This window comes from Variovorax glucosi (genome assembly GCF_051216695.1).
Classification (GTDB): Bacteria; Pseudomonadota; Gammaproteobacteria; order Burkholderiales; family Burkholderiaceae_C; genus Variovorax.
This window is the reverse complement of sequence record NZ_JBPJZE010000003.1, coordinates 274715-289765: the sequence shown is the minus strand read 5'-3', so window position 1 is coordinate 289765 and position 15051 is coordinate 274715. Positions and strand designations below refer to the sequence as shown.

9 protein-coding genes are annotated in these 15051 nt (G+C 60.8%); 3 read left to right on the top strand and 6 right to left on the bottom strand.

The annotated features are described in order from the left end of the window. Positions 1–9: 9 nt before the first annotated feature. The 5 genes from ACSFA3_RS16075 to purB form a co-directional block, all read right to left on the bottom strand. Positions 10–4884: a calcium-binding protein gene (locus tag ACSFA3_RS16075; protein ID WP_435506484.1), complete on the bottom strand. Its 4875-nt coding sequence runs from the start codon at positions 4882–4884 to the stop codon at positions 10–12. Then, positions 4881–5426 carry a hypothetical protein gene (locus ACSFA3_RS16070; protein ID WP_435506483.1) on the bottom strand — a complete coding sequence of 182 codons (546 nt, stop codon included), beginning with the start codon at positions 5424–5426 and terminating at the stop codon, positions 4881–4883. Before ACSFA3_RS16070 ends, ACSFA3_RS16075 begins: the two co-directional genes overlap by 4 nt. After that, the gene (locus ACSFA3_RS16065) at positions 5423–5872 is read right to left on the bottom strand and encodes a hypothetical protein (RefSeq protein ID WP_435506482.1); all 450 of its coding nucleotides are present in this window, start codon (positions 5870–5872) and stop codon (positions 5423–5425) included. The genes ACSFA3_RS16070 and ACSFA3_RS16065 overlap by 4 nt, the downstream gene beginning before the upstream one ends. Before the next feature lie 368 nt (positions 5873–6240). Beyond that, positions 6241–6801, bottom strand: coding sequence for a YaeQ family protein (locus ACSFA3_RS16060; protein WP_435506481.1), 561 nt, complete (start codon positions 6799–6801; stop codon positions 6241–6243). Then, the gene (gene purB, locus ACSFA3_RS16055) at positions 6801–8180 is read right to left on the bottom strand and encodes an adenylosuccinate lyase (protein WP_435506480.1); all 1380 of its coding nucleotides are present in this window, start codon (positions 8178–8180) and stop codon (positions 6801–6803) included. Before purB ends, ACSFA3_RS16060 begins: the two co-directional genes overlap by 1 nt. A gap of 183 nt (positions 8181–8363) precedes the next feature. Here purB and ACSFA3_RS16050 point away from each other — a divergent pair, with 183 nt between their 5' ends. Beyond that, positions 8364–8975, top strand: coding sequence for a glutathione S-transferase N-terminal domain-containing protein (locus ACSFA3_RS16050; RefSeq protein ID WP_435506479.1), 612 nt, complete (start codon positions 8364–8366; stop codon positions 8973–8975). Between the two features lie 43 nt (positions 8976–9018). Here ACSFA3_RS16050 and ACSFA3_RS16045 read toward each other — a convergent pair whose 3' ends face one another. Then, a complete protein-coding gene (locus ACSFA3_RS16045; RefSeq protein WP_435506478.1) occupies positions 9019–12633 on the bottom strand; it encodes an indolepyruvate ferredoxin oxidoreductase family protein in 3615 nt (1204 codons plus the stop codon). Positions 12634–12807: 174 nt separating this feature from the next. Between ACSFA3_RS16045 and ACSFA3_RS16040 the strand changes: the two genes are divergently transcribed. Both ACSFA3_RS16040 and ACSFA3_RS16035 read left to right on the top strand, forming a co-directional pair. Continuing rightward, on the top strand, positions 12808–13287 hold the full coding sequence (locus tag ACSFA3_RS16040; protein WP_435506477.1) for an Lrp/AsnC family transcriptional regulator: 480 nt from the start codon (positions 12808–12810) through the stop codon (positions 13285–13287). 46 nt (positions 13288–13333) lie between these two features. After that, the gene (locus tag ACSFA3_RS16035; protein WP_435506476.1) at positions 13334–14956 is read left to right on the top strand and encodes an MFS transporter; all 1623 of its coding nucleotides are present in this window, start codon (positions 13334–13336) and stop codon (positions 14954–14956) included. Positions 14957–15051: the final 95 nt, after the last annotated feature.

The following is a 15051-nucleotide window of genomic DNA, read 5'->3' as shown; positions in this document are numbered from 1 at the left end:
CCGTATGACTCAGACCCAGCTGGCCGCGAGCACAGGCGCCAAGGCAGCTTGATAGCTCGGCGCCAGGATCGTCTCGCCGGCCGCCGGGGGCGCGAATGCAGCCATGGCCTGCACCAGGTTCTGCACCTGCAAATTCATCAGTGTCATGCCATCGGAGGTTTGAAAACTTTCGACCTGGGCCATGGGCCCCATATACCAGTTGCTGATATTTAGCGTGTCGGTTGTGCCGATGAGGTTCACCTGCAGGTCGTTGCCGACTTGCCGGAACCACAGCTGATCGGTCGCCACATCCGCACCAAAGATCGCCTTGTCCATATTGCCCGTCGCGGCGTCGAAATCCATGATGATGTCGGCACCGTAGCCGCGCCCGAACCTGTACGTGTCGTTGCCCGAACTTCCCAGGAGAAAGTCGTTGCCTGCGCCGCCGTCGAGGTCATCGTTGCCGCTTTGGCCCATCAGGAAGTCCATTCCGGCACTGCCCTTCAGGGTCAGTCCGGCAGGCACCGGCGTTGCCGTCCTGGCTTGGAGGGCAGTAACGTTCCATGCGGTTCCGTCAGCAAAACGGACCTGATCGATCTGAAATCCCATGGTCGCCTCACCGAGAAAGTGATTGGAAACCGTCAGCTCGTCCGTGCCGCTTGCGAGAGCCAGTACAAGGTCGTACCCCGAACGCCTCACCTCGACGTCGGTTTGCGATATCCCCGCGCCGAGCTGAATGACGTCCAGTTTGCCGCTCGTGCTTTCATAGGACGAAAGCGTGTCGTGGCCCGATCCCGTGCCGAAGAGGTACGTATCGTTGCCCGCGCCGCCATCCAGAGTGTCGTTGCCCGCGCCACCATCCAACACGTCGTTCTTGCTCCCGCCATAGAGCATGTCGTCACCGGCCAAGCCATTCAGTCGGTTGATCGAGTCATAACGACCTTGCAGCGTGTCGGCATTTGCCGTGCCATTCAGCGTGCTGGCCATGCTCACGATGGCAGCTGCGGTCCACTGCGTTCCGTCGGCGAATTCAATGCAGGCGATGTTGCTGGTGGGGTTCGAAGCCAGAGACTGCAACGTGATCCGGTCGCCCTGACCAAATGACAGGACGATATCGTTGGCCTCCGAAGAACCGGCTGCACCTCTCAATACCTGCGTGTCTGCGGCCGTCAAGCCTGCACCGAGGTGCACCACACTTTGAGCTGTAGCGCTCGAGCTCGCCGAGCGGCTGATCTTGTCCTGGCCATCACCCCGATTGAAAATCACGGTGTCGGCGCCTTCGCCCAGCTTGATGACGTCGTTACCCTGACCGCCTTCGAAGATGTCGTTCAAGCGGCCACCTGCGATCACGTCATTGCCTGCGCCACCGTTGATGCGGTTGGACTGGTCGGCCAGTCCATCGAGTCTGTCGTCGCCTGTCGTTCCGACGTAAGTCAGTTGGCTGACCAGTTCCGAATATCCCCATCGCGTGCCGTCGGCAAATTCGACCGAAGACAGGCGCATCGCGGCGTCGAAGTAATCCTTAAGCAGCACCTGGTCGCCCTCGCCGAACACCAACGCAAGGTCGTTGCTTGCGTTGCCGATGCCGCGCACGAGTTGTGTCGTCGCCGCCGCAATGCCAGCGCCAAGGCGCAATACATCCTGATTGATGCCGCCAAGTGCCTGGGTGGAACTGGTGGAGAACACCGTATCCTGGCCGTCGCCTTCCTTGAAGTCGAGCACATCAAGGCCATTGCCGAGAAAAATGTTGTCGTTGCCCGCACCTCCCTGGATGTGGTTGGCCTGATCGATCAGACCGCGCAGGGTGTCGTTGCCTGCAGTGCCCGTGTAGATCAATCGACGGATCACCTCCGCGTAGTCCCAATGGGTTCCGTCGGCGAACTCGATCGCCGAAAGCTGCGTCGTGCCTTGCAACGAGCTTTGCGCGCTTGCAAAGTACCCTAGCAACTTGACCTGATCGCCGTCGCCGAACGCCAGGGTCAGATTGTTGCTATCGGCGCCCAATCCTCGTACCAGACGGATTCCTGCGGGAGTGAGGCTCGAGTCTAGGCGCAGCACGTCCCGGTTGACGCCATCGGTCTTGCGCTGCTGACCGATTTCGTCCACTGTGTCTTGGCCATCCCCTTTTCGGAAGACGACGACATTTGCGCCTGCTCCCAGTTTGAGGTAATCATTGCCGAGCCCGCCGATGAGTGTGTCGTCGAGATTGCCCGCATAAAGATCGTCGTCACCTGCACTGCCATCGATTCGATTGTTCTCGTTTGCCAATCCGATCAGATGGTCATTGCCTGCTGTGCCTTTGTAGATCAACCGGGAAATGACTTGTTCATGGTCCCACTTGGTCCCATCGGTGAACTCGATCGATGACAGTCGTTGCGTTCCCTGGAGCGCTACCGCTGCCGTGAAATAGCCCTTCAACAGTACCTGATCTCCACCGCCGAACACTAACGTCAGATCGTTGAAACCGCTACCGACGCCGCGGACCAGTTGTGTATTTGCGACCGTAATGCCTTGACCCAGTCGCAACACGTCGTTATTGACTTGGCCGACCTTGCTCCATTCATTTGTTTCAAAGACGGTGTCTTGTCCATCGCCCCGTTCGAAGATGACGACATTGGCGCTATCGCCGAGGAAGATGGTGTCGTTGCCCAGGCCGCCAATCACCACGTCGTTGCCTGCGCCGGTGATAAGTTCGTTATTGCCCACGCCGCCCAAGAGGATGTCGTTGCCCACACCGCCCAGAACACGGTCATTGCCATTGCCGACCCGGACCACGTTTTCGTCACTGGTGTTGCTGCCGTTGCCGATCGTATTGACGTCATTGATCGCCGTATCGACATGGAACGGCCGATAGCCGAGCACCGCCACCTGCAAGTCGAAGCCTGAAGCCGTCAGCGTGCCCGTCTTGCGCAAGCTGGTGGCGATACCTTCGCCAGCAGCGCCCATGGCACGCAGGCTATTGCCGAACTCGTCCATCAGGCGCCCGCCATGCGCAGGATCGATCTGGTAAGCCGCAAGCAATGCTGCGCGCGTGGCCGTCACGTCGAGCGACATGCCTTGCGCCGCTTCGTCCCAAGAGACGGTAAGAGTCTTGAAAATCTCCGCGAAGTGCGTCTGCGTCATCAGCTTGCCGTAGACGTCCTGCGAGAGATTCTGCATGGCCGAGTTCAACATGGTGCCGGCCATTGACCTCGGGTCGCCGCTAGCAGCCAACTGACCGAATCGGTTCTGCATGAAGTCTTCACCAAGGAAGCTTTCCAGCGCATGCAGCGCCCGAGCATCGATATTTGCGCCCCGGCTGTCTGGAGCAATCGCGCTGGCGCCGGTCCAGGCATAAACGATCTGCATGGTCAGACTCTGGCGTACGACAGCGTCGCTTGCGCTAGCGAACTGGACGACCAGATCTTGAAGGGCACCGCTGGTATCGCGCGCCATGGCTTGCTGCAGGCTGTTCACATTGCCGAAGCCCTGCAGATCGGGCAGTTTCGCAATGGTCGCATCGACGCTCACCAGATCTTTCGCCACGGTGCGGGCCGTGTCGGCGGCGAACCAGACATCGGTCATCGCTCGCAGTTGGCCGGTCGAGGTTGTGAAACTGCCCGCCTGCAGATGCTGGTTGCCGTTGCCATCCGTGATGGTTTGGCTGGTGAAACTCGTCTGGAGGCTCTCGACGCCGGCAGCCGAGAGGCTCGACAACTCGTCTGCATCGACCGAGCCGTTGCTGTTGGCGTCTTTCCAGACGCGCAGATTTGCGAAGGCGGCATCCTGTGCATCGACCTTTCCGTCGTGGTTGGCGTCCAGATCTCCCAGCGCCGCGAAGCCGTTGGCTGCCTCCTGCCCATCGGCCAGCAGCGCGTTGTTGCCGAACAGTTCGCGTCCGCTGTCGATCTGGCCGTTGCCATTGCGGTCCCACACAAGCAATACATCGTCCTTGCCCACCCAACCCGTGAGTTCGCCGAAACGATTGGCGTCGTGGTCGAAGTGCACACCTTGCGCCGTGCCCAGCGTCTCGACGCCGTCTCCGTCCAGGTCCAGGATCAAAGGGCTGGCGACTTGGCTCGCCTCGCGGAAGAGTTTCTGTATTGCGGTGATGAGCCCATCGATCGGCCCAGCCCAGGACTTGCCGTCCGCAGCAGGCAGCAGCATGCTTACATTGGTCAGCGCCCCCGCACTGTCGTACATCCAGGTCATGGCACTGATGGGCGCACCGCTGCTGCTGTACTGATATTGGGTGAAGTTTGTGTACTTCAGCGTGCCGTCACCGCGGATGGAAGAAATGCTTTCATTTTTGGTGAACTGGCCGTTTGCATTCCGGGTCCAGTACACCTGCACTTGGTGGTTTCCTACCTCCGTGGAAATCATGGTGTTCAACAGCGTCATGCCATCCGGCGCGTGGTCGAACAGGCTGCGCGGTACAACCGGCGCGTTGTTATTTGCTGCGCTGACGCCCATCAACTGGCCGATGGTCTGGTCTCCGACGATGTTTTGCGCCACACCAGCCACCAAGCCTGCGCCTTTGAGCGTCAAGCCTGCGACCAATAGCGGGCCGGGCTTGACGAGGAAGTTGCCTGTTAGCTCGCTGATGCCGCCGACGACGCTGAGGATGTCGCCGGCTTTTATTGCGTTGATGTCGTTGGTGCGAACAAGGGTGTCAGTGACTTTTTTTACTGACTGTCGAACACCTTCTAGCGTCGATGCCGAACCAAGCAGCCCAGCCCAGCGAGGATCACTTGCAGCAAGTTCAGCCATGCCGGCAGTCATTTTTGCAGTCGTCAAGGCGGAGTCGTACCACGCTTGGCTTCTGTCGGTTTCTCGTTCTGCATTCATGGCATCGTTCAGAGATTTTGATAGAGCAACTGCGTCATTTTGTAGATTGCTTACCGTGTAAAGAGTGGAAATGCTCATGATTTATTCCTTAGATTTCTAGATTTGCGGTTGAAGTAAAGAAGTTGAAAAATATGGAAAATCATTCCGAGCGTAAAACCAAACGTGGCATCACCGTACGAACCGCTAATCCAAAGGTCGCGGATTTTTTTGTCGCTAAGATCGATGTATGTCGTGGTCTGTGTTTTCATTTTTATGACGACCGGGTCGGATACAGTAAAGCTTGGCAAATATGTTTCTACGACTTCTACTGATTGACCATCAAGCTGAGATTTGAAGCCGCAGTCGTTCCTGTTGGTTCCAAATAATGGATAATAAGTAAATCCCGTACATGCGACAGTTTTGTGTCCGATCCAGCTTCTGCTGTACCGCCCTCCTGCTTCGCAACACTTGTAGATCCCTGTAATCGATGGGAGTCGCTCAAACACGTAGCCTTCTGGAGGTTCCGCGCGTTTCATTAAGCCGCAGAAAAATATAAAAAAGACCATACCTACTACGAAGCTTCGAATAAGCATTCTTCGATCGTGCCACTTGATTTCACTTGCGAATGTTGGCTCGTTCATGCTGCGGCAAGCCAATTTGGCTCGTTGGCTGTTGGAGCGACCACCAAGCCCGCGCCTTTGATCGTCAAGCCTGCGACCAATAGCGGGCCGAGCTTGACGAGGAAGTTGCCTGTTAGCTCGCTGATGCCACCGACGACGCTGAGGATGTCGCCGGCGTTTAGGGCGTTGACACTGTGGATTGCTTCGATATCTTCTCTAGTTTTTTGGCGGAAACACCTGCGGCCAATAAAGTCGAAATAGAATCTAATGTCTCCAGCCCAATGAGGGTTATTTGCAGCAAGCTTCGCCATGCCGGCAGTAATCTTCGCAATTGTGGTGGCCATATCAATCCATGCTTTTTGCTTGATCTGTGACGCCTTGATGATTGAAAATGACACAATGGCATATTCTCGAGATTTCCTGAAGAACGAAATTCTCCACAAAATTTCCAAAACGATTCTGAACATTACTTTTTAAATTTGATGGTTCAGCCACGATCCATTTTTCGAAGGAATAAACATTTGGAATTACTTCGCGAAAAGGATGAGCCAGACATTAAGACGAAAGGGTATATTCGACTGTCTCGACGGATGTAAGACTGAATAGAAGTATTCAATCCGGGTGTTTGCCGCCGTGAATCCCAGGCATGCGAACGCGCAGCAGATTCACATTGGGCGTGCGCTGCTGGACGATCTTCATGATTGCCGACTGAAGAATTGGTCGCGCGATGCGCACAATCCACGAAAGACTGAGTCGGCTCAGGTAAGTCGGCCGCTATTGGACCGACGGAAAAATTCAAGGCATTGCGCTGGATGCGCAACGTTGGGCCAGAGCCCTACTTCAGACGCATCAGCTCGATGTCGATGCTGTTCTTGCCGTCGCCCAGCATCAGCACGTTTTCCTGAACCGTCGCCTGCAACTGCATGCTGCGCTGTGCCAGTGCCGCGACAGCCTGCGATGTCTCGCTGGGAATGCGCCACACCTGCAGGTTCTGCAGCCGCGCCAGCTTATTCTCGATACCCTTCCACCAGATACCGGCTGCGTGGCTGAAGCAATAAAGCAGCACTTCATCGGCCTTGCCGCAGGCCTTCTGCAGCGGCTTATCCTCCGGCTGGCCGACCTCAATCCAGACCCGCGTGCGGCCGGTGAAGTCGCGCAGCGACACGTCCGGATCGTCCTGATTCGACAGCCCCGCGCCGAAGCCCAGCACGCCGTCGCCGTCGCAGACGCTCTGCAACTTGTACGCGTTGAGCGCAAGCGCGATCAGCCGCACCATCATCCGTTCGTCGTTCTCGCTCGGATGGCGCGCCAGCGTCAGCGCGTGATCGGCGTAGTAGCTGTGGTCGATGTCGGCGACCGCGAGGTTCGCCTTGAAGATGGTGGATTTGAGGGCCATTACACCCGCTTCGCCAGTTCGGCAGCCTTGCCGACATAGCTCGACGGCGTCATTGCCAGCAGGCGTTCCTTCTCGGCTTCCGGAATCTCCAGCGAGCGGATCAGGCCGTGCAGCGCTTCGGCGGTCACGGTCTTGCCACGCGTCACTTCCTTCAGTTGCTCGTAGGCGCCCTGGACGCCGAAGCGGCGCATGACGGTCTGGATCGGCTCGGCCAGCACTTCCCACGACGCGTCCAGGTCTTCGGCCAGCGCTTCTTCGTTGAGCTCCAGCTTGCCGAGGCCGGTGGAAAGGCTGGTGTAGGCAAGCACTGCATAACCGAAAGCCACGCCGATGTTGCGCAGCACCGTGCTGTCGGTCAGGTCACGCTGCCAGCGGCTGATCGGCAACTTTTCGCTGAGGTGCCGCAACAGCGCGTTGGCGAGGCCCAGGTTGCCTTCGGCATTCTCGAAATCGATCGGGTTGACCTTGTGCGGCATCGTGCTGGAGCCGATCTCGCCCTTCTTCAGCCGCTGTTTGAAATAGCCGAGGCTCACGTAGCCCCAGATGTCGCGCGAGAAGTCGATCAGGATCGTGTCGGCACGCGCCACGGCATCGAACAGTTCGGCCATGTAATCGTGCGGCTCGATCTGGATGCTGTACGGCTGGAAGGTGAGGCCCAGACCGAGCGGCGCCGGTGTCTCGATGACCTTGCGGCTGAAGGCTTCCCAGTCGAAATCGGGCCAGGCAGCCAGATGGGCGTTGTAGTTGCCGACAGCGCCGTTCATCTTGCCAAGCAACTGCACGCCGGCGATCTGGTCGCGCGCCTTGGCCAGCCGGACCGCCACATTGGCGATTTCCTTGCCGACCGTGGTCGGGCTCGCGGTCTGGCCGTGGGTACGCGCGAGCATCGACACGCCAGCGAACAGATGCGCCATTTCGCGCAGCTTGACGATGATGGTGTCGAGCGCAGGCAGCAGCACCTTGTCGCGCGACGACTGGATCTGCAGCGCGTGGCTGGTGTTGTTGATGTCCTCGCTGGTGCAGGCGAAATGCACGAACTCGGCCGCGGCCAGCAATTCCGGACGCGCGTCGAAGCGGGACTTGATCCAGTACTCGACTGCCTTGACGTCGTGGTTCGTGGTCTTCTCGATCTCCTTGATGGCGACGGCGTCTGCTTCGGAGAAGTTGGAGACAAGGGCGAGCAGGTATTTGCGGGCGCCCGGTGTCAGGGGCTTGAACTCGGCGAAACCGCAGTCCGACAGCGCGATGAACCAGGCCACTTCGACCTGCACGCGACGGTGCATGTAGCCCTGCTCGCTCATGAGAGGGCGCAGCGCGGAAAGCTTGGCGGCATAACGGCCGTCGAGGGGAGAAAGTGCGGATACGGAGGAGAAGCTCATGCCCGAATTTTAGGCGTTCGACCCGCCACGCTTCGACCGTCGCATGTGTTGCATGCCCGCGACACCTTAAGTTGCAAGATATCTCGCATTTTGCGGGCCTATTTCGTTTGGTCGTGGAGATAAAGGTCGCCACACTAGAATCAAAACGCTACAACAAAGAGAACTTGGGAAGAGAGAAATCGCATGAAACTGATCGGATCTGCCGCCAGCCCCTTCGTACGAAAGGTACGTGTGGTCATGGCCGAAAAGCGGCTCGACTATCAGTTCGTCATCGAGGACGTCTGGTCTGCCACCACGACAATCTCCAGTGCGAATCCGCTGGGCAAGGTGCCGTGCCTGGTGATGGAAGGCAGCGAAGCCATGTTCGATTCGCGCGTCATCGTCGAATACCTCGACACGCTTTCGCCGGTGGGCAAGCTGATTCCGCAACAGAGTCGCGAACGCGCCGAGGTCAAGACCTGGGAAGCATTGGCCGACGGCGTCATGGATGCCGGCGTGCTGTGCCGTCTGGAAGCGACGTGGGGCGGTCGCGCCGACGGTGAGCGCAGCCAAGCCTGGATGGACCGGCAACGCGGAAAGATCGTCGCCGGTATTGCCGCCATGGCCAAGGGACTGGGCGAAAAGCCGTTCTGCAGCGGCATCCATCTGAGCCTCTCGGACATCGCCGTGGGCTGTGCGCTCGGCTGGATCGGCTTCCGCTTCCCGGAGATCGATTGGCGAACCGCGCATCCGAACCTCGATCGCCTGCACGAGAAATTGCTGCTTCGACCGAGCTTCGCCGAGACGAAGCCTTAAGACGCGGCGCAACGCCGCGCTGCGCGGCGTTGCATCTTATTGCTCAAGCGGCTGCGCGATCCATCGCCGGATTGCGCCATTTGGTCATCAGTTCAGTCCAGCGGATACGCGCGGCTGCCAGATTGCGTTCCTTCACATGGCCGTAGCCGCGAATCTGTTCCGGCAAAGTCGCGATTTCCAGCGCCGCCGCGTAATTGGTGGCGTTCAGACCGCCGATCACTTCATCGATGGCCGCGCAGTATTCGCCGATCAGCGCGCGCTCGGACTTGCGTTCTTCCGAGCGGCCGAAGATGTCCAGTGCGGTGCCGCGCAAACCTTTGAGTTTTGCCAGCAGACGGAAAGCGGTCAGCATCGACGGACCGAACTTCTGCTTTTGCAGTTCGCCTCTGCTGTTCTTCTTCGCGATGAGCGGCGGTGCGAGGTGGTAGTTGAGCTTGAAGTCGCCCTCGAACATGCCGTTGACACGGTCGAGGAACGTGCGATCGGTATGCAGCCGAGCGACTTCGTACTCGTCCTTGTAAGCCATGAGCTTGAACAGATAGCGCGCCACTGCTTCGCTCAGCCCGGTCTTGCCGACAAGCGCCGTTTCGCTCTGCTGGACCTTGGCCACGAAGGCGCGGTAGGTCTCTGCGTAGGCGGCGTTCTGGTAAGCCGTCAGGAACTCGACACGGCTTGCCACCAGGTTTTGGACCGTGTCGCGCTTCTTGAATTCGATCACCTGACCGGGCGACACCAGCTTCTGCACCGACGCCAGATCGTGCGCTGCGCGGCGGCCCCACTGAAACGCCGTCTTGTTGTTCTCGATCGCGACGTTGTTCAGCTCGATCGCGCGCATCAGCGACGCGTACTGCAGCGGCAGCCAGCCGCGCTGCCAGGCAAAACCGAGCAGCATCGGGTTGGCATACAGGCTGTCGCCCATCAGTGACGTCGCAGCGGCATCGGCATCGAAACTGCCCAGTGCGTCGGGGCCGATCAGGTTGGCGATCTGGCTGGCACAATCGTCCTGCGGGTTCTGCCAGTTGGCATTGCGCACGAAGGCCGCTGTCGGCGTACTGTGCGTGTTGAGCGCGACGTGCGTGCGGCCTTCGCGCATGCGGGCCAGCGTTTCGGCGTTCACCGCGACCAGCGGGTCGGCGGCCAGGATCAGGTCGGCCGCAGCGGTGCCGACCCGCGTCGTGCGGATCGATGCCTGCGTGTCGCCGATCAGCGCATGGCTCCAGGTCGCGCCGCCTTTTTGTGCCAGACCGGCCGCGTCTTGCGTGACGATGCCTTTGCCTTCGATGTGCGCAGCCATGCCGAGCAATTGGCCGATCGTGATGACGCCGGTGCCGCCGACGCCTGCGACCACCACGCCCCAGACCTGGCCGGATGCGAGTTGCGGAATGACGGGCTCGGGCAAGGTTTCGACAGACTCGGCCCGAACGGATGTGGACGGCTTCGTCTTCTTCTTCAGCGCTCCGCCTTCAACCGTCACGAAGCTCGGGCAGAAGCCCTTCAAGCAGCTCATGTCCTTGTTACAGGTGCTCTGGTTGATGGTGCGCTTGCGGCCGAATTCGGTTTCCAGCGGTTCGACCGACAGGCAGTTGCTCTTCACGCCGCAGTCGCCGCAGCCTTCGCAGACCAGCTCGTTGATCACGACGCGCTTCGCCGGGTCGACCGCGGTGCCGCGCTTGCGACGGCGGCGCTTCTCGGTCGCGCAGGTCTGGTCGTAGATGATGGCGGTGGTGCCCTTGATCTCGCGGAATTCGCGCTGGATGTCGTCCAGCAGGTCGCGATGCTTCACCTCCGGATCGCCGGCCACCTTCACGCCTTCGTACTTCTCGGGCTCGTCGGTGACGATGACGACCTTGGTCGTGCCTTCGGCCAGCAGGCTCTGCGCGATCTGCAGCACCGAATGCCCCTCGGGACGTTCGCCGACCTGCTGACCGCCGGTCATGGCGACCGCGTCGTTGTAGAGGATCTTGTAGGTGATGTTGACGCCGGCAGCGATGCTTTGCCGGATGGCCAGCAGTCCGCTGTGGAAGTAGGTTCCGTCGCCGAGGTTCGCGAAGATGTGCTGATCGGTCGTGAACGGCTGTTGTCCGACCCACGGCACGCCTTCGCCGCCCATCTGCGTGAAGCCGATGGTGCTGCGGTCCATCCATGTCGCCATGAAATGACAGCCGATGCCGCCCAGCGCGCGCGAGCCCTCGGGCACCACGGTGCTGGTGTTGTGCGGACAACCCGAACAGAACCACGGCTGGCGGTCGGCGCCCTGCACTGCACCGGCGCCGAGCGTCAGCACTTCCATCGAGCGCGCCTTGGCTTCGAGGATGGCGAGTTGTGCGTCGATGCGGGCACGCATGTCGGCGCCGGCCTGTTCGAGAAGGCCGGTCTTCTTCAGACGCTGCGCGATGGCCTTGGCGATCAGCGCCGGGTTGAGGTCGGCATTGGCGCGAAGCAGCGTGTGTTCGGTCGGGTTGGGCATCGACCATTCGCCGCCGGCATAGCCATCTTCGCTGGCGCCGTGGGCATCGTCGAACTTGCCGACCACGTTGGGCCGCACGTCGGAACGCCAGTTGTAGAGCTCTTCCTTGAGCTGGTATTCGATGACCTGGCGCTTTTCCTCGACAACGAGGATCTCCTGCAGACCGGTCGCGAATTCGCGCGTGAGCTGTGCTTCCAGCGGCCACACCACGGCAACCTTGTGCAGCCGGATGCCGAGCTGGCGACAGGCCGCATCGTCGAGACCGAGATCGATCAGCGCCTGGCGCGTATCGTTGAAGGCCTTGCCGCTGGCCATGATGCCGAAGCGATCGTGCGGGCCTTCTATGACGTTGTGGTTCAACCGGTTGGCGCGGATATACGCGAGCGCGGCGTACCACTTGTAGTGCATCAGCCGCGCTTCCTGCTCCAGCGCATGGTCGGGCCAGCGGATGTGCAGGCCGCCGCGCGGCATCTCGAAATCGGTCGGAATGACGATGTCGACCCGTTCCGGATCGATCATCGCGGTGGCGCTGGACTCGACGATCTCCTGGATCGTCTTCATGCCCGACCACACGCCCGAGAAACGGCTCATCGCGAACGCGTGGATGCCGAGGTCGAGGATTTCCTGCACGTCGGTCGGGAAGAAAACCGGCGTCCCGCAGGCCTTGAAGATGTGGTCGCTCTGGTGCGCAGCAGTGGAGCTCTTGGAGATGTGATCGTCGCCGGCGACTGCGATCACGCCGCCGAATTCGGTCGTGCCGGCCATGTTCGCGTGCTTGAAGACGTCGGAACAGCGGTCCACGCCCGGACCTTTGCCGTACCAGATGCCGAAGACGCCGTCGAACTTGTTGGTGCCCGCTGGCGAGAAACCCAGTTGCTGCGTGCCCCATAGCGCGGTGGCGGCAAGTTCTTCGTTCACGCCCGGCTGGAAGACGATGTTCTGCGCCTTCAGATACTTGCTGGCTTTCCAGAGCGCCTGATCGTAGCCGCCGAGCGGCGAGCCGCGGTAACCGCTGATGAAGCCTGCGGTGTTCCTGCCCTGCTGCTGGTCGCGCAGGCGCTGGAGCATCGGCAACTTGACGAGGGCTTGCACCCCGCTCATGAATGCGCGACCGTAGTCGAGCGAATACTTGTCGTCGAGCGTGACCGTTTCGAGGGCCTTGCGGATGTGCTCGGGGAGGGGGGCATTCATCGTCTTTGTCTCCAGTTGGCATGGCCTTGTGGGCCTGGCTTGGTTCTTAGTCCGGATGGGGCTTCGAACCCTCATGTTGCTCGCAAAGTGTATGCCTGGGTCGGTGACAGGTGTTTGCTAAAAATGCCCGGGAAACCCTGCTTTTAGAATGAATCTTTCTCCAAGTGACCAGTTATGGAAAGCATTGACAAGTTCGATCTCGCGATCCTGAATGAACTGCAGATCGATGGGCGCATCACCAATGCGGATCTTGCGCAGCGCGTCGGCCTGTCTGCGGCACCTTGCTGGCGTCGCGTGCGTGCGTTGGAGGAGAGCGGTTTCATCAAGGGCTACCACGCCGAAATCGATCGTCGAAAGATCGGGCTCGGCGTGCTCGCTTTCGTGCGACTCGACACCGACCGCGCGACCGGCGATGTCACGCGCAAGCTCGAGGAAACGATCCGCCAGATGCCCGAAGTCATTTCGTGCCACTACATCAGCGGCACCGGCATGTTCGAGCTTCAGGTGGTGGCGGAAGACCTGGACGGCTTCTCGCGCTTCGCGCTCAACAGCCTGATGCACCTGCCGAATGTGAAAGACCTGCACACCAGCTTTTCGCTGGGCGAGGTGAAGGCGAGCCGGGCGTTGCCGCTGGGGCATCTGCGCGCAAAGTGATCCGGACGGCATTTCGCTGACGCACGACGCCACAATAGTCCACCCGATGCCACCCATCTCCCCCGCCGAATCCATCGCCGCCCCGACCGTCGCCAAACCCGCGCGCATCGGACCGCTCGATCCGCTGAAGCTCCCCGTCTTCCGCATGCTGTGGAGCACCTGGCTGCTCGCCAACGTCTGCATGTGGATGAACGACGTGGCCGCCGCGTGGATGATGACGACGCTGACCACCACGCCGATCTGGGTCGCGCTGGTGCAATCTGCGTCGACATTGCCGGTCTTCCTGCTCGGCTTGCCCAGCGGTGCGCTGGCCGACATCCTCGATCGTCGGCGCTGGCTGATGGCGACGCAGTTCTGGCTGGCCGGCGTCGCGATCGTGCTGTGCGCGGCGGTGGCGCTCGACATGATGAGCGCGCCGCTGCTGCTGGCGCTGACATTCGCCAATGGCATCGGACTGGCGTTGCGCTGGCCGGTGTTCGCGGCCATCGTGCCGGAACTGGTGCCGCGCGCGCAGTTGCCGGCGGCGCTGGGCCTGAACGGCATTGCGATGAACGCGTCGCGCATCATCGGCCCGCTGGTGGCGGGCGCGCTGATCGCCAGTGCTGGAAGTCTCTGGGTTTTCGTGCTGAACGCCGTGATGTCGGTGGCATCGGGCTTCATCGTGCTGCGCTGGCGGCGCGAGCCGACGCCCAATCCGCTGGGCCGCGAAAAGCTGGTGAGTGCGATGCGTGTCGGCGTGCAGTTCGTACGCCAGTCGCTGCGCATGCGGGCGGTGATGGTGCGGATCTCGATCTTCTTCCTGCATTCCACGGCGCTGCTCGCGTTGCTGCCGCTGCTCGCGCGCGGACTCGAAGGCGGCGGCGCTGGCACTTTCACGATGCTGCTTGCGGCCATGGGTTCGGGCGCGATCGGTGCGGTGCTGGTAATGCCGCGGCTGCGCCAGGTCTATGTGCGCGACCAATTGGTGCTGCGCGGCGCCTTGCTGCAATCGGCAGCGACAGCGGTGATGGCGGTTGCGCCCACTACCTGGATCGCCGTGCCGGCGATGTTCGTGAGCGGCGCGGCCTGGATCACGGTGGCGAATTCGCTGTCGGTGTCGGCGCAGCTCGCCTTGCCCGACTGGGTGCGCGCGCGCGGCATGTCGATGTTCCAGATGGCCATCATGGGCGCCAGCGCCTTCGGGGCCGCGCTGTGGGGTCACATCGCCACGGTCGGCTCGCTCCAGGCCAGCCTGCTCATCGCCTCGGTCACCGGCGTGCTGATGATGGGCGCGGCCTTGCGCTACGTGGTGGACGGCGGCGTCGACGACGACGTGAGCCCGGCGGGTCCCGGCTGGGCGAATGCGCCGCTGCACGCGCCTCCGGGCGAAGGGCGTCTGGTGATAACGGTCGAATACTTCATCGATCCGTCACGCGCCGCGGCTTTCCACCTCGTGATGCAGCAGACGCGGCGCACGCGCCTGGGCGAGGGCGCCATCGGCTGGGAACTGCTTCACGACATCTCGGAGCCTGGCCGGTACGTCGAGCAGATCATCGACGAATCATGGACCGGGCACCTTCGACGCTTCCATCGCGCGACGGCGGCCGATCTTGCATTGCGAGAACGTCGCCTGGCCTTCCACCTCGGCGACGGGCCGCCGCTAGTGAGGCGCTACGTGGTTAAGCGCTAAGCGTCTTTGCAACTGCTCGTTTGCCGGCGACCGCAGTTTCCGAACATTCTTAACGAAATGCGGCAGGAGCCATGCGATTCTGTCGACACGCTCAG